At 64.7% G+C, this 19,681-nt stretch carries 18 protein-coding genes; 5 read left to right on the forward strand and 13 right to left on the reverse strand.

Annotated elements, in window-relative coordinates; all coding sequences use genetic code 11:
* Positions 1-44 precede the first annotated feature (44 nt).
* The 3 genes from DS839_RS34015 to DS839_RS34025 are packed head-to-tail and all read right to left on the reverse strand — an operon-like array spanning position 45 to position 3,490.
* Complete coding sequence (locus DS839_RS34015) at positions 45-1,664, reverse strand: ABC transporter substrate-binding protein (RefSeq protein ID WP_119275000.1); 1,620 nt, start codon at positions 1,662-1,664, stop codon at positions 45-47.
* Positions 1,665-1,718: 54 nt separating this feature from the next.
* Positions 1,719-2,639 carry an ABC transporter permease gene (locus DS839_RS34020; protein WP_119275001.1) on the reverse strand — a complete coding sequence of 307 codons (921 nt, stop codon included), beginning with the start codon at positions 2,637-2,639 and terminating at the stop codon, positions 1,719-1,721.
* The gene (locus DS839_RS34025) at positions 2,639-3,490 is read right to left on the reverse strand and encodes an ABC transporter permease (RefSeq protein ID WP_119275002.1); all 852 of its coding nucleotides are present in this window, start codon (positions 3,488-3,490) and stop codon (positions 2,639-2,641) included. Before DS839_RS34025 ends, DS839_RS34020 begins: the two co-directional genes overlap by 1 nt.
* Positions 3,491-3,681: 191 nt before the next feature.
* Between DS839_RS34025 and DS839_RS34030 the strand changes: the two genes are divergently transcribed.
* Both DS839_RS34030 and DS839_RS34035 read left to right on the forward strand, forming a co-directional pair.
* Positions 3,682-3,984 carry a type II toxin-antitoxin system TacA family antitoxin gene (locus DS839_RS34030; RefSeq protein WP_119275035.1) on the forward strand — a complete coding sequence of 101 codons (303 nt, stop codon included), beginning with the start codon at positions 3,682-3,684 and terminating at the stop codon, positions 3,982-3,984.
* A 2-nt stretch (positions 3,985-3,986) separates the two neighbouring features.
* Complete coding sequence (locus tag DS839_RS34035) at positions 3,987-4,496, forward strand: GNAT family N-acetyltransferase (protein WP_119275003.1); 510 nt, start codon at positions 3,987-3,989, stop codon at positions 4,494-4,496.
* A gap of 15 nt (positions 4,497-4,511) precedes the next feature.
* On the opposite strand, the gene pgi is transcribed toward DS839_RS34035, so the two are convergent.
* Positions 4,512-6,143, reverse strand: a complete 1,632-nt coding sequence (pgi, locus tag DS839_RS34040) for a glucose-6-phosphate isomerase (protein ID WP_119275004.1) — start codon at positions 6,141-6,143, stop codon at positions 4,512-4,514.
* Between the two features lie 3 nt (positions 6,144-6,146).
* Entirely contained in the window at positions 6,147-7,073 is a 927-nt protein-coding gene (locus DS839_RS34045; protein WP_119275005.1) for a carbohydrate kinase family protein, read from the reverse strand.
* A 104-nt stretch (positions 7,074-7,177) separates the two neighbouring features.
* On the opposite strand from DS839_RS34045, the gene DS839_RS34050 reads away from it, so the two are divergent.
* Positions 7,178-8,005 carry an aldo/keto reductase gene (locus DS839_RS34050; protein ID WP_119275006.1) on the forward strand — a complete coding sequence of 276 codons (828 nt, stop codon included), beginning with the start codon at positions 7,178-7,180 and terminating at the stop codon, positions 8,003-8,005.
* Between the two features lie 12 nt (positions 8,006-8,017).
* Here the strand turns inward: DS839_RS34050 and DS839_RS34055 are convergent, their stop codons facing one another.
* From DS839_RS34055 to DS839_RS34065, 3 genes are read right to left on the reverse strand one after another with little or no spacing between them, the layout of a single operon-like run.
* Positions 8,018-8,863, reverse strand: coding sequence for a sugar phosphate isomerase/epimerase family protein (locus DS839_RS34055; RefSeq protein ID WP_119275007.1), 846 nt, complete (start codon positions 8,861-8,863; stop codon positions 8,018-8,020).
* Positions 8,856-10,025 carry a dihydrodipicolinate synthase family protein gene (locus DS839_RS34060; RefSeq protein WP_119275008.1) on the reverse strand — a complete coding sequence of 390 codons (1,170 nt, stop codon included), beginning with the start codon at positions 10,023-10,025 and terminating at the stop codon, positions 8,856-8,858. Before DS839_RS34060 ends, DS839_RS34055 begins: the two co-directional genes overlap by 8 nt.
* A gap of 2 nt (positions 10,026-10,027) precedes the next feature.
* Entirely contained in the window at positions 10,028-10,804 is a 777-nt protein-coding gene (locus tag DS839_RS34065; protein WP_119275009.1) for a 3-ketoacyl-ACP reductase, read from the reverse strand.
* Between the two features lie 105 nt (positions 10,805-10,909).
* Here DS839_RS34065 and DS839_RS34070 point away from each other — a divergent pair, with 105 nt between their 5' ends.
* On the forward strand, positions 10,910-12,487 hold the full coding sequence (locus tag DS839_RS34070; RefSeq protein ID WP_119275010.1) for an acyl CoA:acetate/3-ketoacid CoA transferase: 1,578 nt from the start codon (positions 10,910-10,912) through the stop codon (positions 12,485-12,487).
* Positions 12,480-13,268, forward strand: a complete 789-nt coding sequence (locus DS839_RS34075) for an enoyl-CoA hydratase/isomerase family protein (RefSeq protein WP_119275011.1) — start codon at positions 12,480-12,482, stop codon at positions 13,266-13,268. The genes DS839_RS34070 and DS839_RS34075 overlap by 8 nt, the downstream gene beginning before the upstream one ends.
* Here DS839_RS34075 and DS839_RS34080 read toward each other — a convergent pair.
* From DS839_RS34080 to DS839_RS34100, 5 genes are all read right to left on the reverse strand, one after another.
* Complete coding sequence (locus DS839_RS34080) at positions 13,255-13,974, reverse strand: DNA helicase (protein ID WP_119275012.1); 720 nt, start codon at positions 13,972-13,974, stop codon at positions 13,255-13,257. The two genes, DS839_RS34075 and DS839_RS34080, sit on opposite strands and share 14 nt — an antisense overlap.
* A gap of 145 nt (positions 13,975-14,119) precedes the next feature.
* Complete coding sequence (locus DS839_RS34085; RefSeq protein ID WP_119275036.1) at positions 14,120-15,994, reverse strand: ABC transporter ATP-binding protein; 1,875 nt, start codon at positions 15,992-15,994, stop codon at positions 14,120-14,122.
* A gap of 17 nt (positions 15,995-16,011) precedes the next feature.
* Positions 16,012-17,796, reverse strand: a complete 1,785-nt coding sequence (locus tag DS839_RS34090) for a gamma-glutamyltransferase family protein (RefSeq protein ID WP_119275013.1) — start codon at positions 17,794-17,796, stop codon at positions 16,012-16,014.
* Between the two features lie 19 nt (positions 17,797-17,815).
* On the reverse strand, positions 17,816-18,694 hold the full coding sequence (locus DS839_RS34095; RefSeq protein ID WP_119275014.1) for an ABC transporter permease: 879 nt from the start codon (positions 18,692-18,694) through the stop codon (positions 17,816-17,818).
* Positions 18,691-19,638, reverse strand: a complete 948-nt coding sequence (locus tag DS839_RS34100; RefSeq protein ID WP_119275015.1) for an ABC transporter permease — start codon at positions 19,636-19,638, stop codon at positions 18,691-18,693. Before DS839_RS34100 ends, DS839_RS34095 begins: the two co-directional genes overlap by 4 nt.
* Positions 19,639-19,681 lie beyond the last annotated feature (43 nt).

Raw genomic sequence — 19,681 nt, forward strand, 5'->3', positions numbered from 1 at the left:
GATGTTCGGCCCCGCCCGCAAGGGGCGGGGCCACGTCCCCGTGATTACTGCGCGTCTTTCGCGAAGATGTAGTCGTAGTTGACCGGAATATGGATCGGGTCGGTGAACAGGGACGGATCGCCGCCGAGCCGCGCCGAATGATAGGTGAAGCGCTTCTCGTTGAAGACCGGCGCCCAGGGAGCGTCCTTGAGCACTTCATCGAAGACGCCTTTCCATTCGCCGATGCGCTTCTCGCCTTCGTCCGCCTTCACCATGCCGTCGGCATTCTGGGCGCGCGCATCGAGTTCCTTGTTGCAGTATTTCGACCAGTTCCAGCCGCCTTCGACGGCGCCGGCGCAGCCCAATATGCCGTAGTAGAAATTGGCGGGATCGGGGAAGTCGGCGATCCAGGCCATGCCGCCCGACCAGATCATCGGCGCCTTGCCGGAGCCGCCGGCGGCGATGACTTCGGCTTGCGCCAGCGAGCGGATATCGGCCTTGACGCCGATGGCGGCGAGGTCCTGCTGGATCGCTTGCGCGATGCGCGGATTGGGATCGACATTCATCGCATAGAGCTCGGTCGTGAAGCCGTCAGGCTGGCCCGCCTCGGCAAGGAGCTTCTTGGCCGCGTCCGGATCATAGGCATAGCCCTTGTTGTCGGTATTGTAGCCCGGCATGGCGGGGGGCAGCGCCTGAACCGCCGGCACCGCACGGTTGTTGATGAGCCTGACGATGCGGTCCTTGTTGATCGCCATGTTGACCGCTTGCCTGACCTTCAGATTGTCGAAAGGCGGCTGCGTGACATTCATCGTCACATAGCCGGTCTGCAGCTGATCGCCGATGGCGACGAGGTCCTTGTTGGCGGGATCGGCCATGATCTCGGCGAACTGGGCGGGCGGAATGCCGTCGCCGACGATATCGATCTCGCCGTTCTTGAGCCTGAGCACCGCGACCGTCGGGTCCTGGCCGAACTCGAAGGTGAGCTTGTCGAGATAGGGCACCCCTTGGCGGAAATAGTCCTTGTTGCGCTCGAGCGCGATGCGCTGGCCCGGCACCCATTCGACGAATTTGAAGGCGCCGGTGCCGACCGGCTTCTTGCCCCAGTCGGCGCCCGCCTTCTCGACTTCCTCCTTGGGCACGACATAGGCGAAGTTGATCGCCATCAGATGCAGGAAGGTGGCGTCCGGCCGCGTCAGCGTGAAGGAGATGGTCTTGTCGTCGACGATGCGGATGCCGGTGAGCTCGGTGGCCTTGCCGCCGGCCAGCGCATCATAGCCCTCGATGGCGCTGAAATACCCGCCGCCCGGGCTCTGCGTCTTGGGATCGACGGCGCGCTCGAGCGAGTATTTCACATCCGCCGGCGTCATCGGCCGGCCGTTGTGGAATTTGACCCCGTCCCTCAGCTTGAATGTGTAGGTGAGGCCGTCATCGGACACAGTGTAGCTTTCGGCGAGATCGGGCTCGAGTTCGGTGGTGCCGGGCTTGTAGTCCATGAGCCCGTCGAAGATAGACTTGATGACCGACCAGTTCTGCCAGTCATAGCCCACTTGCGGGTCGAGGGTGGTGAGGTCGTTGTTGAAGGTGACGACCGCGGCACCGCCCTGTTTCGGGCTTTGCGCCAGGGCGGCAGGGGCGGTGGCCAGGAGGGCCAAGGCGGCGGCGGAGGCAATGAGGAAGCTACGCATGATCTATCTCCCAGGGGTTATTTTATATATGAACTAAATTCAGGAACCCGCATATCAGCGCAAGCGGATGCGCGGGTCAATCAGGGGGGCGATAAGGTCGGCAATGAGGTTTCCGGCCACGATGAACAGGGCCGCGACCGTCGTCACCCCCATGATGATGGGGATGTCGAGCGACTGGATGGCCTGCCACATCAGCTGGCCGATGCCCGGCCAGCCGAAGACGTTTTCCACCACCACCACGCCCGACATGAAGATCCCGACATCGAGGCCGATCATGGCGATAACCGGCAGGATGGCATTGCGCAGGGCATGGACGAACATCACCCGTTTCTCGCTCATACCCTTGGCGCGCGCCGTCCTGATATAGTCCTGGCGCATGATCTCGATCATCGAGGAGCGCATCATGCGCGAATACCAGCCGCCGCCGGCGAGCCCCAGGGTGACGGCGGGCAGGATCAGGTGGCTGAGCGAGCCATAGCCGCTCAACGGGAACCAGCCGAGCCGGTAGGCGAAGAAATAAAGGAGGCTGAGGCCCAGCACGAATTGCGGCGTCGAGACGGTGAGGAAGGAGAGCGTCATCGCCACCTTGTCGCCGGTCTGGCCGCGCCGCGCCGCGGCATAGAGGCCGGCCGGTATGCCGATCATGAGCTCGGCGATGATGGCGCCCAGCATCAGGAGAAGGGTGGCGGGGAGCCGCGACAGGATGAGGTCGCCGACCGCGCTCTTCCGCGCATAGGAGATGCCGAAGTCGCCTTGCGCCAGCCTTTGCACATAATGGGCATATTGCTCGACCAGCGGCCGATCGAGGCCGAGCCCAATGCGGATCTGCTCGCGCATTTCGGGCGTCGAATTGCGCCCGGCGATCATCGCCACCGGATCCGCCGGGATGATGAAGGTGAGGCAGAAGGTGACGATGGTGACGCCGATCAGGATGAGGGCGGAAGCCGACAGTCTTTTGGCCAGATAGGCGATCATCAGCGCCGTCCCCTCTGGGTCGGATCGAGCGCGTCGCGCAGGCCATCGCCGGCGAGATTGAAGGCGAGCGCCACGATCAAAATCGCGGCGCCCGGAATGAAGACGAGCCAGGGCGCATTGAGGAAATAGGACTGGCTTTCGAAGATCATCATGCCCCAGGCGGGTGTCGGCGGCTGCACGCCGCGGCCGAGGAAGGACAGCATGGCTTCGAGCAGCACCGTGGTGGCGATGCCGAGCGTCGCATAGACGATGATGGTGGGCACGAGATGCGGGATCAGATGGCGCAGCACGATGCGCGGGGTCGAGGCGCCGAGCGCGCGGGCCGCCTCGATATATTCGCGCTCGGCGAGCGACGTCGTCTCGGTATAGATGACGCGCGCGATCTGCACCCAGTTGACGAGGGCGATGACGACGATGACGATCCACAGGCCGGGCTTCAGGATGGCGGCGAGCGCGATGGCCAGCAGCAGCGGCGGGAAGGCCATCATCAGATCGGTGAAGCGCATGATGGTGGCGCCGAGGAATCCCCTTGCATAGCCGGCGATGACGCCGAGCAGCGTGCCGATCGCCACCGCTATGCCATTGGCGATAAGGCCGATCGTGAGCGAGGTACGCGCGCCATAAAGCAGGCGCGAGAGCTGGTCGCGACCATTGGTGTCGGTGCCGAACCAGAAGCGCTCATTGGGCGGCAAGGGGGCGCCTTCCAGGGTGAGCCCGTCGAAGAACTGCTCGGAGGGATCATAGGGCGCGATGACGGGCGCCAGCGCCGCGGCCAGGACGGCAAGAACGATCACCAGGACGCCGAAGACGGCGACCCGGTCCTTGCTGAATCTCTTCCAGAAAGCCTGCATGAGTGCGCCGAGTGAGGCCGGAAGGTGTGACGGCTGTCAATAGGATGTTTCGGACGTTCCCTCTACGCACAGAAGCGGCAGCTCATTCCGCATTACCCTTGTCCCCAAGCTAAAGCAGGGCCGAGGGTAAAGGTCGCGGCCGTATTGCAAAAAGCGCTACGATGTCCTATGTCCTTGGCCGGAGGTTCACCATGCCGCGGGCTGTAAAGCGCAAGGAATATCCGCTGTCCATGCGGCTGCCGGAAGCGGATATCGCTCTCATCGATCGCGCCGCGTCGCTCCGCGGCCGTTCGCGGACGGATTTCGTGCGGGATGCGGCGGTCCGCGCCGCGGAGACGGTTCTCATGGAAGCCGCGCCCATTCGCATGAGCGCGTCGGGTTTCAAGTCCTTCATGGCGGCCTTGTCCGCGCCCGCCACCCCGGTTCCCGAGATGGTCGACACCCTTAGCCGCATAGCGCCCTGGGAGCGCAAGACTTCGAAAAGCGGGAACTAGGCTTGGCGATCTCTGGTCCTGAGCCGTTGACCTCCGCTCATGACCTCTCGGAGTTTTCCTGCGGCAAGCCGCTCCTCGATCACTGGCTCAAGACGCGCGCCTTGTCCAATCAAGAGAAAGGCTTCACGGCAGTCATTGTGGTTCACGCGGGTCTGAAGGTGATCGGCTATTACGGCCTATCTCCGACGGCGGTTGTGCCGGCAGTCTTGCCGCGCTCGATCCGTACTGGTCAGCCGCCCAACCCGGTTCCCTGCCTCTTGCTCGGTCAGCTTGCGGTCGACATGAACTGGATCGGCAAGGGCATCGGCAGCGGATTGCTCAAGCACGCCTTGCATCGCTCTGTCGCCGCGGCGAACCTCGTTGGCGGGCGTGCTTTGGTCGTCAACGCCATCGACGCCGAAGCTGCCGATTTCTGGCGCCGCCGGGGCTTCGTTCCGTCGCGCGATGAGCCCTTCGTCCTGTTCCGATCCCTCCCTGATATCGCGGCATCGATCAGGGCGTCATCCGCGTAACGCAAGCCGTGAGCGCTACTGCAACCCGCGCAAAAAGGCGACGAGGCCCTGGGTCGAGCTGTCGTGGTCCGAGGCCTCGACCTTGCCTTCGATGACCGGCAGGAGGCCGGTCGCCAGCTCCTTGCCGAGCTCGACGCCCCATTGGTCGAAGGCGTTGATGTTCCAGATCGCCGCTTCGGTGAAGACGCGATGCTCGTAGAGCGCGATGAGCCGGCCGAGCGTCCGGGGATCGAGCTTCTTGTAGGCGATGGTGATCGAGGGCCGGTTGCCGGTGAAGACCCGATGCGGCGCCACCCTCTCGGCTTCCGTTTCACTCTTGCCCTGATCGAGGAGCTGCTTCTTGGCCTCGGCAAAAGTGCGCCCGTGCATCAGGGCTTCCGATTGCGCCAGGCAGTTCGCCATCAGGAGGTCGTGATGGTGGGCGAGCGCCGGCTCATGCGATTGCGCCGCGATCAGGAATTCGACCGGGATCAGGCTGGTGCCCTGATGGATGAGCTGGAAGAAGGCATGCTGGCCATTGGTGCCGGGCTCGCCCCAGACAATGGGCCCCGTCTCGGTTTCGGCGCGCGTGCCGTCGCGCTCGACGCCCTTGCCGTTCGATTCCATGTCGAGCTGCTGCAGATAGGCCGGAAGCCGCGACAGGCGCTGGTCATAGGGGATGACCGCGCGGGTGGCGTAAGAGCAGATGTTACGGTGCCACACGCCCATGAGGCCGAGGGTGAGCGGCAGGTTCTGCTCCGGCGGAGCGGAGCGGAAATGCTCGTCAATGGCATGGGCGCCGTCGAGGAAATGGCCGAAATTCTCAGGCCCGATGGCGATCATCAAGGGCAGGCCGATCGCCGACCACACCGAATAGCGCCCGCCGACCCAGTCCCAGAAGCCGAATGTGCGTTCCTCGCCGATGCCGAAGGCCTTGACCTTGTCGAGCGCGGTCGAGATGGCGGCGAAATGCTTGGGCACCGCCGTCTCGCCCAGATGCTTGACGATCCATTCGCGCGCCGAATGCCCATTGGTCATGGTCTCGACGGTGGTGAAGGTCTTCGAGGCGATGAGGAACAGGGTTTTCGCCGGGTCGAGATTCTTCAGCGTGTCGGCGAGAGCCGCGCCGTCGATATTGGAGACGAAATGGAGCCGCGGTCCGTCATGATAGGGAGAGAGCGCCAAGGTCGTCATGGCGGGACCGAGATCGGAGCCGCCGATGCCGATATTGACCACATCGCTGATGCGCTTGCCGCTCGCGGTGGCGATGGCGCCGGACCGGACCCCGGTCGCAAAATCGCGCATCTGGGTGAGGACGCGATTGACGTCGGGCATCACATCCTTGCCGTCGACGCGGATCGGCCGATTGCCGCGGTTGCGCAGCGCGACATGCAGCACGGCGCGCCCTTCGGTGATGTTGATGGGCTCGCCCCCAAACATCTTGTCGCGAAGACCTATGACGTCGTTCGCTTGCGCCAGCTCATGCAGCAGCTTCATGGTCTCGGCCGTCACCGCGCATTTCGACCAGTCGAGCAGGAGATCGTCGAGATGGAGCGAGAAGCGCTTGAAGCGCAGCGGGTCCTCGTCGAAGGCTTGCCGCATGTCGCGCAACGGTGCTTTCGCCCGATGCTGCAGCAGGGCATCGAAAGCGCGTTTTGAAACGGTCATATATTATCCTTTGAGTTCATGAGCCCAAGGTGGATCGGCGCCCGGCCGCGACACCGTCACCGCGGCCGCCTTTACGGCCAACTTCAATGCCGCGACCACGCTCTCCTGGTCAAGTGCCGCGATGGCAGCCTTGCTGAGGCGGTCCGCTTTATGGAACGAGGCGAGGAGCCCGGCGGTGAAGGTGTCGCCGGCGCCGATCGTATCGGCGACCTTCACGGCGAGCCCCGGGACCTCGGCGCGAAATTCGCGTGTGAAAGCGACGGCGCCGTCCTTGCCGCGCGTCACCACCACGAGCTTGGCGCCGCGCTTGAGCCAGTCTTGCGCAAAAATCTCGAGGTTGGCGCCGGGCGCCAGCCAGGCGAGATCCTCATCGCTCATCTTGACGAGATCGGACATGGCGACGATGCGTTCGACCCTTTTCCGGTGCCCCGCCCGGTCCTTGATGAGATTGGCGCGGATATTGGGATCGAAATGGATGACGCGCGTATGACATTCGCGCCGGCACAATTCCTCGAAGGCCGAGCCGCAGGGCTCGATCGCCAGAGGGAAGGAGCCGAGATGGAGGGCTGAAATCCTGTCGGGCAGCGCCGGCAGGTCTTCGGGTGCGAGCATCCGGCAAGCCGATCCCTCATCGATGAAGGAGTAGCGCGCCTGGTTGTCCTCGAGCTTGACGAAGGCGGCGATGGTGTAGCGCTCCGAGACCGGGGCGAGCGAGATGTCGACATTGGCGGCGAGCATCGCCTTGCGCAATTCATCGCCGAAGAAGTCGCTCGACAGGCCGCCCAAGAAGGCTGCCGGGATGCCGAGCCGGCCCAGCGCTACGGCGGTGTTGAAGACCGACCCGCCGGTCTTGGGCACGAAGGCCGGCGTGCCGTCGGCGGTCAATCCGGGGATCAGGTCGGTGAGGGCTTCGCCGCAGCAGAGGATCATGCCGATCTCATAGCATATCCGCCTTGCCGTCCATCAGCTTTGCGTAAAATACGCTGGCTCCTGGGAATTCTGTTGATTAAGGTGCCGTCACGGAGGCTTTGTGAATGGGACGAGACGTCATGCAGACGGCCAATGGCATACCCCTTCTGGGCTATGGGACCTATCCGCTCACCGGGGCTGAATGCCGCGACGGTGTTGTCATGGCGCTCGATCTCGGGCTTCGCCATATCGACACGGCCCAGCTCTATGACAATGAGAAGGATGTGGGCCAGGCGATCGCCAAATCCGGCGTCAAGCGGGAGGAGATCTTTCTCGTCACCAAGATCGCCCGCGACAATCTCGGCCGCCGGCATTTCATCCATTCGCTGCAGGACAGCCTCGACAAGCTCGCCGTCGAGCAGGTCGACCTGCTGCTCATTCACTGGCCGCCCGATGAGGAGGACTTCGATTCCGCCATCGACTCGCTCTGCGTGGCGCAGGCCTCGGGGCTCGCCAAGGCGATCGGGGTCAGCAATTTCACCATTCCCCTGATGAAGCGGGCGGCCAAGCGCGCCACGCTGCCGCTCATCAACAACCAGGTCGAGTTCCATGCCTTGCTCGACCAGTCGCGCGTCCGCGCCGAGGCGAAAAAGCTCGGCATCGTGCTCTCGGCCTACAGCCCCTTGGGCCGCGGCGCCGTGCTCAGGGATCCGGCGGTCGTGGAGGTCGCACAGCGCCTCGGCCGTCCGCCCTCCGAGATCGCCTTGCGCTGGATCGTCCAGCAAGGCGTCGTGGCTCTGCCGATGACGACGAAGCGCGACAATGCCAAGAGCAATATGCGGATCTTCGATTTCGAGCTGTCGGCGGCCGACATGGCGACGCTCTCGGAGGCCTCCAAGCAGAACCGCCGGCTGATCTCGCCCACCGGCTGGGCGCCGAAATGGGATAAGTGACGGCGCGGTGCCTCAGCACACCGTCCCTAGCCGCTCCTTGCAGACTTTGAGCGTCTCCTCGATCGGCCGCCGCCACCAATTGGCGGCCGAGAAGATCTCGACCTCGACGAGGCCGCGATAGCGGGCTTTCTCGACCATGGCGCGAATGGCCCTGATGTCGATGACACCGTCGCCCATCATGCCGCGGTCATTGAGCACGTCCTTGGTCTCGAGCAGCCAGTCGCAGACATGGAAGCCCAAGATGCGGCCCTTGGCGCGGTCGATGGCGCGCTCGAGCGCCGGATCCCACCAGATGTGATAGACATCGAGGCAGACACCGAGCATTTTTTCGGACGCCGGGGCGAGGCGGTCGCACAGATCGAGCGCCTCATCGATGGTCGAAAGACAGGAGCGGTCCGCCGCATAGACGGGGTGCAAGGGCTCGAGAGCGATTTTGACGCCATGCTCCCTGCCATGGACGACGAGCTCGGCCGTGGCTTCCGCCACTTGCCGGCGGGCGGCGGCGAGATCCTTGGAGCCGGGAGCGAGCCCGCCCACCACCATGACGAAATTCTCGGCGCCAAGAACGGACGCATCCGCGATCGCTCTCTTGTTGTCCTCGATGCTGGCGCGGAATTCCTTGACCGTCGCCGCCGGGATGAAGGTCGAGCGGCAATAGCCGGTCACTTTCAGCTTCGCATCGCGGATGAGAAGGGCAATGCGCTTCACGTCTTGGCCTTCGACCTCGCGCCGCCAAAGCGCGATGCCGCCGAAGCCGTGCCGCGCCACCGCCTCGATCACCTCGCCGATTGGCGCCGTGAAGCCCAGCGTCGCCGTGTTGATGGCGCAGAGCTCCGGGTGGCCCGCGAGATCACGCATTCTCGATGCCATGGAGCGCCAGCAGCTGGCGCATGCGGGTGCAGGCGAGATCGGGATCGCTCAGCAATCCGGCCTGGTCGGCGAGCCGCAGGATGTCGGCGAAATAGCCGATCGACCGCAAAGATTGGGCGCCGCCCGCCATGGTGAAATGATCCTGGAAGCCGTTGAGCCAGGCGAGGAAGACGACGCCGGTCTTGTAATATTGCGTCGGTGCCCGGAAGATCAGGCGCGACAGCGGCACGGTCGGCTCGAGCAGCTTCGCATAGGCATTGCGGTCGCCTTGCGCGAGTTTTTCCAGCGCCAGCGACGCGGCCGGCGCGATCGGATCGAATATGCCGAGCAGCGCATGCGAATGGCCGTGCGCGTCGCCTTCGATCAGAGCGGGATAGTTGAAATCATCGCCGGTATACATCTTGACCGTGTTTGGCAGCCTCCGCCGCATGACGATCTCCTTCTGATCGTCGAGGAGCGAGATCTTGATGCCGTCGACCTTGCCTTGGTTGGCTGCGATGACACGCAGCGCCGTATCGAGCGCAGCGGCGAAATCTTCAGCACCCCAATAGCCCTTGAGCCCAGGATCGAACATGTCGCCCAGCCAATGCAGGATGACCGGCTGATCGGCCTCGGACAATACGCGGGCATAGACGGTCTCATAGTCGCGGGGCGTTCGGGCGATGCGGGCAAGCGCACGGCTCGCCATCAGGATGATGCGGCCGCCGAGCTTCTGGATGGCATGAAGCTGGGTCAGATAGGCAGCGATCACGTCATCGAGCGAGCGCGCTTCCGCCGGGTCGAGCTGCTCGGTGCCGCAGCCCGAAAAGATGACGGCATCCTTGCGGTCCTTGGCCGAATTGAGCGACTGGCGGATGAGCTCATGCGCCCCCGGCCAGTCGAGGCCCATGCCGCGCTGCGCGGTGTCCATGGCCTCGGCGATGCCGAAACCCAGATCGAGGAGATGATGGCGGAAGGCGAGCGTCCTCTCCCAGTCGAAGACCGGCGATGCCGATGGCTCGCTGGTCCTGAGCGGATCGACGACGATATGGGCGGCAGCGAAGGCCACGCGGTTGAAGCGTTTCTGTCCCTTCTCGACCTCGAGCGGCGTGCCGGTGAGCCGGTAGCTCGCGATTTTCCCCGCCTGATCCGGAAGCTTGATCGCGACCATGCTCAATACCTCACGGTCAAGAGGCCGGCATCGGCGGCGATCGCCTGGCCGCTGGTATAGGGCAGGCCGCCCGTGGCGAGGGTCACGGCAATGCGCGCGACCTCTTCCGGCGTGCCCCATCGCTTGATCACGGTGAGGCCGTCCTCGATGAGCTTGTCGTAGCGCGCTTTCGACGGCGCCGTCATGTCCGTCGCGATGAAGCCCGGCTGGATCTCATAGACGCCGATGCCGTCATTCGCGAGTCTCGCGGCGAAGAGCTTGGACACCATCGAGGCTCCGGCCTTGGACACGCAATATTCGCCGCGATTGATCGAGACGCCGATGGCGTTGGCGGAAGTGACCGTGACGATGGAATGATGCAGGGCGGAGGGACGCGCCCGCCCGAGGAGGCGCCTGGCGAAGGCCTGGGTGAGGAAGAAGGTCCCGCGCGTGTTGACCGACTGGCAGCGGTCATAGCTCTCGCTCGTCACCTCGAGGAGGTCGCCCCGGCTCATCACCGAGACGCCGGCATTGTTGACGAGCGTCGTCAGCGGCCCGAGCATGCGTTCGGCGGCCTCGAGCAGGCCCGCGTGATCGCCGAGGCGCGCGACATCGCCGGTGACCGCTACCGCCCTGACACCATGCGCGTTGGCCTCCTCGACCGCCGCATCGAGTTCGCCCGAGGCGTCGAGGTCGTTGATCGCCACATCGAAGCCCGCTTGCGCGAGGCCCACAGCGATCGCCTTGCCGATGCCGCGGCGGGCGCCGGTGACGAGAGCGATCGGGCGGGGTTCAGCCATGGCAGGGTCCGTTTCACGAGCGGTCCCGGGCGATTGACCTCGGGCCCGGAATGAAATAACTAAATGGTTACTTGTCGGAATTTTCGCGAAAGATCAAGCCCCCTTATGGTCCGCATCGTCACCGCCGCCGAGGCCGCCCGCCAGATACCGGATGGCGCCGTCATCACCGTCAATTCGAGCTCGGGGCTCTGCTGTCCCGACCATATGCTGAAGGCCATCGGCGAGCGCTTCGAGCGCGAGGGGAGCCCGAAGCAGGTGACCATGCTGCACCCGATCGCCGCCGGCGACATGTATGGCGTCAAGGGCATCGACCATCTGGCCAAATCCGGCCTCATCAACAGGATCATCGCCGGCTCCTATCCGTCCGGCCCCTCATCGAGCGAGCCGCCGCTCATCTGGCAGATGATCGGCCGGGGCGAGGTCGCTGCCTACAACATCCCGTCCGGCATCCTGTTCGACATGCATCGCGAGGCCGCCGCCAGGCGCCCCGGCGTCCTCACCAAGGTCGGTCTCGACACTTTCGTCGATCCCGATCGCGAGGGCTGCGCGATGAATGCGGCGGCCAAGGCGCCGGTGGTGAAGAAGGTCACCTTCGAGGGCGAGGAGTGGCTCTATTTCCCGGCGATCGTGCCCAATGTCGCCGTCATCCGCGCGACGACGGCGGATGAGCGCGGCAATCTCTCTTGCGAGCAGGAAGGCGCCTTCCTCGGCATCACCGATCTCGCCATGGCAGCGCATAATAATGGCGGCATCGTCATCGCCCAGGTGAAGCGCATCGTGAAAGCGGGCTCGCTCAATTCGCACCATGTGCGCGTGCCGGGCATCCTCATCGATTATGTCGTCGAGGCGCCGGAGCAATGGCAGACGACGCAGACGGTCTATGATCCCGCCATTTCGGGCGAGATCGACCTGCCGCTGTCGAGCTTCGCGCCGATGGAGTTCGGCATCGGCAAGGTCATCGCGCGGCGCGTGGCGCAGGAATTGAGGAAGGGCTGGGCCGTCAATCTGGGTTTTGGCGTCTCCGCCAATGTGCCGCGCATCCTGCTCGAAGAGGGCCGCCATGGCGATGCCACCTGGGTCATCGAACAGGGACCGATCGGCGGCGTGCCCTTGCTCGACTTCCAGTTCGGTTGCGCCTCCAATGCCGAAGCGGTGATGCCCTCGCCGCAGCAATTCACCTATTTCCAGGCGGCGGGCTTCGATTGCTCGCTGCTCTCCTTCCTGCAGATCGACCGGGCGGGCTCGGTCAATGTGTCGAAGCTCGGGGTGAGGCCGCATGTGACGGCAGGCGCCGGCGGCTTCGTCGACATCACCGCGCGCGCCAAGAAGATCGTCTTTTCCGGCTTCTACAATGCCGGCGCCAAGATGATGGTCGAAGGCGGCAAGCTCCGGATCGAGAAGGAAGGCAAGGTCAGGAAGATCGTGCCGGAAGTGGAGCAGGTCTCGTTTTCGGGACGGCGCGCCGTGGCGCAAGGCCAGGACATCACCTATGTCACCGAGCGCTGCGTGCTCAAGCTGACGAAGGACGGCCTCCTCGTCACCGAGATTGCGCCGGGCGTCGATCTCGAGCAGCATATATTGGCAGAGGCCGACATCCCGCTGAAGGTGGCGCCCGATCTCAAGCTCATGGAGGCGCGCCTGTTCGAGCCTCGGCCCATGGGCCTGGAGCTGTCACATGCTTGACACCGGCGACAAGCGCATCCTGCTCGAAGTCAAGGACCATGTCGCGACGCTCACCTTGATGCGGCCGGAGAAGCTCAACGCGCTCGACATGGACATGGTCCTGGCGCTGGAGCGTGCCGCCGCCCTGATCGAGGCGGAGCGCGATGTCCGCGTCGCCATCCTGACCGGCACCGGCGACAAATCCTTCTGCGCCGGCGGCGATATCGAAGCCTGGGCCTTGCATTCGGCGCTCGATTTCGGCCGCGCCTGGATCCGCTATGGCCATCGCGCCTTCGATGCGCTGGCCCGGCTGCGCCAGCCGCTCATCGCGGTGCTGAACGGCCATGTGCTGGGCGGCGGCCTCGAGCTTGCCGCGGTCGCCGATCTCCGGATCGCCGAGGAGCATATCAAGGTCGGCGCGCCCGAGACGGGCCTCGGCATCATTCCGGGCTGGTCCGGCACGCAGCGCGTTGCCCGCCGCTTCGGCGCGCAATTGACCCGCCGCATGGCGCTCTTCGGCGAGATCTTCTCGGCATCGGAAGCGCTGGCTCTGGGCATTGTCGATGAGGTGGCGGCCAAGGGCCAGGGCATGGCGAGTGCTCAGGAATATGTCGATCTGGTCGTGGCGCGAGGACCCGTGGCGCTCGAGCTCACCAAGGCGCTGATCAATGCGGCGGAAGGCGAGGAGACCGAGCGGCCGCTCGAAGCCATCGCCGGCGCGCTCGCCGCCTCGACCGAGGATTTGAAGGAAGGCGTTGCCGCCTTCCGCGCCAAGCGCAAGCCGAAATTCAGGAATGAGTAGCCGCCCCAAACCGGACTTCGCCGCCGTTCAGGAAACAGGTCTTGTTGAACAGCGTCAAATCCAGCGGATTGGGCAGCCTGACATCGGTCAGATCGGGGCAGGGTTTCATCGCCGGATCGTATGACCGGTCGATCTGCGAGATGAAGACGATGATCAGCTCCTTCTCGCGTGCAAAGGACTTCAAAGCACTGACCTGGACCGTCAGTTCCGGATTTCCGCGCTTCTGATCGAGGAGCTGCAGATAGTCTATGACCGCCAAGGTGCCGGAGGGTGCCGAGGACAGCGTCCTCATGATGTAATCGGCGCTGATCGCGTCGGAACCGTCGAATTCGAACAGCGCGCCGAATTGCGACCGCTCCGCGCCGATGGCGCGGAAAATGTCGGGGACATGCCGTTCGACATATTCGAGCGAGAAGAACACGGCCTTGTTGCCGGCCCTCATCGCTGCGACGGCAAGCTCGAGGCTCAGCAGGGTCTTGCCTTGGCCCGGACGTGCACCGACCAGCACCAGATCGCCGGGCCTAAGCTCGGCAAACAATTTGCCGGCCGGTGCGACTGCCGACAGCGTTGCCGCAAGCAGGCTCCATCGGCCGAAACCTTCTTCGCGAGCGATACGATCGAGTGCTGCGTGAAGAGGGATACTGCTTTCGCGTGACAGAAGCCTGGCTTTGCGCTTCAAGCGATAGAGGGGAACGGACAGCTTCATCTGAAGAACCTCCTGGTGCGAGCCATTGCCGCAACCCCTCCGCATGCGTCCTGCTCGAACAGTCGGTCCGATGATCCACTCGCCCGGCATGAGTAAAATGCTTTCCCGAATGGAGGGAGGAGGCGCGGGCCACGCCAGAATCACATCATAGCCCATCACCCGCCGATGGACCATCCGTTTCGATCTGCACGAAATGGCCTGGGGCGACCTCGCGATAGCTGCGCGCCGGCGGGACATAGCCCAACGGCCGCATCGGGCTCCTGATCTCATCGACGGCAGCGCTCCGGCGCAAGCCTCGTCGTGACGGATCGGGCACCGGCACGGCGGCCATGAGCTTGCGCGTATAAGCGTGGCTCGGATTGCCGAACACCGACCGCCGCGGCCCGATCTCGACGATTTCGCCGAGATACATGACGGCGACCCTGTGGCTCAGGCGCTCGACCACGGCCATGTCATGCGAGATGAACAGAAGTGCTATGCCGAGCTTCTGCTGCAGGTCCATGAGCAGGTTGCACACTTGCGCCTTGATCGATACGTCGAGTGCCGAGACGCTTTCATCCGCGACGATCACCTTGGGATCGAGCGCCAGCGCCCGGGCGATGCAGATGCGCTGGCGCTGGCCGCCCGAGAATTCATGCGGATAGCGCGTCATCATGTCGGGGGTGAGGCCGACCTGGCGCAGGAGCTCCGCCGCGCGCTCGCGCGCCGTCGCACGCGAGGCCAGGCCGTGCTCGGTGATCGGCTCCGCCACCGCAGCACCGATCGTCATGCGCGGATTGAGGCTGGCGAAAGGATCCTGGAACACCATCTGGACGCTGCGCCGCATGGTGCGTAGCCGGGCCGCATCGAGGCTCAGCACGTCGAAGCCGTCGAGCCGGACATCGCCGCTCTTCGGCTTCACCAGCCGCATGATGGACCGCCCGGTCGTCGACTTGCCGCAGCCCGACTCCCCGACCAGCGCCAGGGTCTCGCCCTGGAAGAGATCGAAGGACACGTTCTCGACCGCGTGAATGGCGCCGAGCTTGCCGCCGAAGAGGCCGCCGCGGATGTCGAAGCGGGTGACGAGATTCTTTACCGTCAGAACCGGCTCGGCCTGATGCTTGACGGTATCCTTTTCCTCGCGGCCCTCTTTGCGCAAGCCCGTCACCTGGTCGACGATGGGGAAGTACCGGGGGTTGCGATGGCGGGCCATCGATCCGAGCCGCGGCACGGCGGCGAGAAGGGCGCGCGTATAGGGTTGCTCGCCGCGCTCGAAAATATCGGCGGTGGCGCCCGCCTCCACGACCTCGCCGCGCAGCATGACGATGGTGCGGTCGGCGATCTCGGCGACGACGCCCATGTCATGGGTGATGAACAGGACCGCCATGCCCTCTTCCTGCTGCAGGAGCTTGATCAGGTCGAGGATCTGTCCCTGGATGGTGACGTCGAGCGCGGTGGTCGGCTCATCGGCGATGAGAAGCTTGGGCCGGCTTGCCAGAGCCATGGCGATCATCACGCGCTGGCGCATGCCGCCGGAGAACTGGTGCGGATAGTCGTCGAAACGGTCCGCCGCATTGGGGATGCGCACTTTTTCCAAGAGGCGGATCGTCTCGGCCCGCGCCTCGGCCGGGCCGATATTGCCGTGACAGGTCAGGGCCTCGGAAATCTGCCGGCCGATGGTGAAGACCGGATTGAGGCTGGTCATCGGCTCCTGGAAGATCATGGCGGCATCCTTGCCGCGCACCTCGCGCATGTCCTTGTCGGAGAGCGACAGGGTGTCCTTGCCGGCGAGCGTGATGCGGCCCCGAATGCGGCTCGCTTCCTTGGCGAGGAGCCGCATGACCGACAGCGCCGTGACACTCTTGCCTGATCCGCTTTCGCCGACGATCGCCACCGTCTCGCGCGGCAGGACGTCGAAGGAAACATTGCGGACCACCGTCGACCACTGGCCGTCGACCAGGAAGGAGGTGGTGAGATCGCGCACCGACAGCACCGGCAGGACGTCGGCCCCGGATTGACCGGCCTTGGGCCCGCGGGTCATGACGGAGGCGACCACCTTTATCTCCCGACCGCATAGGCTTGCATGAGGCGAGGGGTCGCCGCGGCACGCAGAAGCCCGTCCGGATCGCGGCGCGCCGCGGTGAGGCGGCCGATCGACCATGGCTCGGAGACCGTCAGGCGATGGCCGCGCCGGCGCAACTCGTCGAGCACCGCGGCGGCGAAATTCGCTTCGGCGATCAGGCTGCCGGGCTCACGCGTGCGCGGGAAGAACGACCCCGGGAAATGCGCGGTATGGAAAAGCGGCTGGTCGATCGCTTCCTGCAGGTTGAGGCCGTGATGCACATGGCGCAGGAAGAAGGCCAATTGCCATTGCTCCTGCTGATCACCGCCGGGCGTTCCGAAGGCAAGCGTCGGGCGTCCATCCTTGAGCGCGAGCGACGGCGTCAGCGTGGTGCGCGGCCGCTTGCCCGGCGCGAGCGAGGTCGGCAGACCGGGCTCCAGCCAGAACATCTGGGCGCGCGAATTGAGACAGAAGCCGAGATCGGGGATGATCGGCGAAGATTGCAGCCAGCCGCCCGAGGGCGTCGCCGAGACCATGTTGCCGTCCCGGTCGATGACGTCGATATGGACGGTATCGCCGCGCTTGGTGGAGAGATGCGCCATCGTCGGCTCATAGACGGCCCCCTCGGCGTCGTCCGCGCCGAGCATCTTCATCGTCTGCCGCACTTGCGTCTCGAAACCGGGAACGATGCCAGGCTCGAGATCGAGTGCGGCCTGTCCGTTCAGCAAGCGACGGCGTTGGGCGGCATAGGTATCGGACAGCAGATGGTCGAGCGGCACGTCGCAGAACAGCGGATCGCCGTAATAGATCTCGCGGTCGGCGAAAGCGAGCTTCATCGCTTCGGTGACGGTATGGACGAATTCGGCGCCGGAAGGATCCATGCGCGCGAGGTCGATCTCCTTGAGGATCGACAGCGACTGCAGGAAGACCGGTCCCTGTCCCCATGGCCCGATCTTGGCGACTGTCCAACCGTGATAGTCATAGGTGAGCGGCGCCTCGATCGTCGCTTTCCAGCGGGCCATGTCCTCACCGGTGAGCACGCCCTTGTGCCTGGCACCGCTCGCATCCATCACTTCGGCCTTGTCGAGATAGTTCTGGATCGCCTCGGCGATGAAGCCGCGATAGAAGGCATCGCGCGCGGCTTCGATCTGCGCCTCGCGGCCATGTTTGGCCTCGGCCTCGGCAATGACCCGCTCCCATGTCCGTGCCAGAACCGGGTTCTTGAAGTTGGCGCGCGGCTCGGGCGCATGGCCGCCCGGCAGCCAGGTCTGGTGCGACGTCGGCCATTCCTTCTCGAAGAAGTCCGCCAGGCCTTTGATGATGTCGGACACGCGCGGCAGCATGGGGTGGCCATGCGCGGCGTAGTACATGGCGGGGGTGAGCACGTCGCGGATGGTGAGCCGGCCATAGTCGCGCAGCATCAGCATCCAGCCGGCGAAGGATCCCGGGATGACGGTGGCGAGGAGGCCGTCGCCCGGAATCTTGGCGAGGCCTTCGCCGCGATAGTGCTCGAGCGTGGCGCCGGCCGGCGCCGGTCCTTGCGCGCAGATGACCTCGACCTTGTCCTTGGCCTTGGAATAGATGATCGCCGGCATGTCGCCGCCGGGGCCTACGAGATGCGGCTCCACCACCTGCAGCACGAAGCCCGCCGCCACCGCGGCGTCGAAGGCATTGCCGCCTTTCTCGAGCATGCTCATGCCGACCGCGGAGGCGATCCAATGGGTGGAGGCGACGACGCCGAATGTGCCGAGGATTTCAGGACGGGTGGTGAAGGTGCTCATCTCGGGGAACTGCCTCGTTTCAGATTTCACGGGGATCTAGGGCGTCACGCAAGCCGTCGCCCAGGAGGTTGAAGCCGATCACCACGAGGTAGATCGCAACTCCCGGCCAGACCGCCATCCACGGCGCCTGGCTCAGGAAATTCTTGGCGACGTTCAGCATCGAGCCCCAGCTCGCCGCCGGCGGCTGCTGGCCGAGACCGAGGAAGGACAGGCTCGCCTCGGCGATGATGGCGGCGGCGACCGTCAATGTCGCCTGGACGAGGATCGGCGCCAGGATGTTGGGCAGGATATAGCGGGTGATGATGCTGAAGTGGCGCAGGCCGATGGCGCGCGCACCCTCGACATAGTCCTCGGTCTTGACCGACAGCACCTGTCCACGGGTCAGGCGAATGAAGATCGGCATGGCCGAGAGCCCGATGGCGATCATCGCATTGGTGAGACTCGGCCCCAGAAAGGCCGCGAGCGCGATGGCGGTGATCAGGAACGGCATCGCCAGGAAGGCGTCGGTGACGCGCGAGATGATCATGTCGATCCAGCCGCCGAAATAGCCGGCGAGAACGCCGAAGGGCACGCCCACGGCGAGCGCGATCGCGACCGATATGACGCCCGCCATCAGCGAGGCCTGGGCGCCCCAGATCATGCGCGACAGGACATCGCGCCCGAGATCGTCGGTTCCGAGCCAGTAGATGGCCGACGGCGCCTTGCGGATCGCCGTCCAGCTCGTCGCATTGGGATCGGCGATCGGCAGCAGCGGCGCCAGGACCGCGAGGAGCGTGAAGAACAGGATGATGCAACAGCCGGCCAGCGCACCCTTGTTGGCCTTGAGCTTGCGCCAGGCCCGGCTCGGCGCACGCCTTGCCGGCAGGTCGGCGGCATCGGTTGGGCTGAGCGCCGTCATAGCGTCGCCCGCATGCGCGGATTGAGCACGAAATAGAGGAGGTCGGCGATGAGGTTCATCAGGATGAAGCCGGTCGCCGTGCACAGCACGACACCCTGCACGACGGAATAGTCGCGGGTGAAGACGGCATCGACGATGAGCTTGCCGAAGCCGGGGATGGTGAAGATCTGCTCGGTCAGCACCGCGCCCGCCAGCAATTCGCCGAACAGCAGCGCGCTCAAGGTGACGATCGGCAGGAGCGCGTTGCGGAAGCTGTGCTCGAACACCACCGCGCGCTCGGAAAGGCCTTTGGCGCGGGCGGTGCGGATGTAATCGGCGCTGAGCACGCTCAGCATCGCCGAGCGCGTGTGGCGCATCAGCGTGGCGGCGAGCGCGTTGCCGAGGACGAAGGCCGGCATGACCATGGTCTCGAGCGAGCGCAGCGGATCTGCGAAGAAGGGCTCGTAGCCCGAGGCCGGAAGCCAGCCGAGTTTTACCGAGACGAGCAGGATCAGCATGATGCCGAGCCAGAAATTGGGGATCGACAGGCCGGACAGCGCGACGAAGCTCGCGAGATAGTCGAGGGCGGTGTTCTTCTTCACCGCCGCCAGGATGCCCATCGGAATGCCGATCAGGAAGGCGAAGAAGATCGCCATCACGGCGAGCTGGATCGTCACCGGGAGCTTTGCCGCGATGAGATTCAGCACCGGCTCGTTGCTGCGCAGCGAGACGCCGAGATCGCCGGTAAGCGCGCCCCCGAGCCAATAAGCATACTGGGCCGGCAGCGGATCGTTCAGATGATACTTCTCGCGCAGCAATTCGAGGACCGCCGGATCGCGCTCTTCGCCCGCCATGGCGAGAATGGGATCGCCCGGCAGGAGCTTCTGCAGCGAGAAGACGAAGATCGAGACGATCAGCAAGGTCGGTATGGCGACGAGCAGCCGTTTGACGATGTAGGTGTACATGGACTACCTGGCCTTTCGGGAACCCCGTGCCGCGCGGGGTTCC

Source organism: Taklimakanibacter deserti (assembly GCA_003574785.1).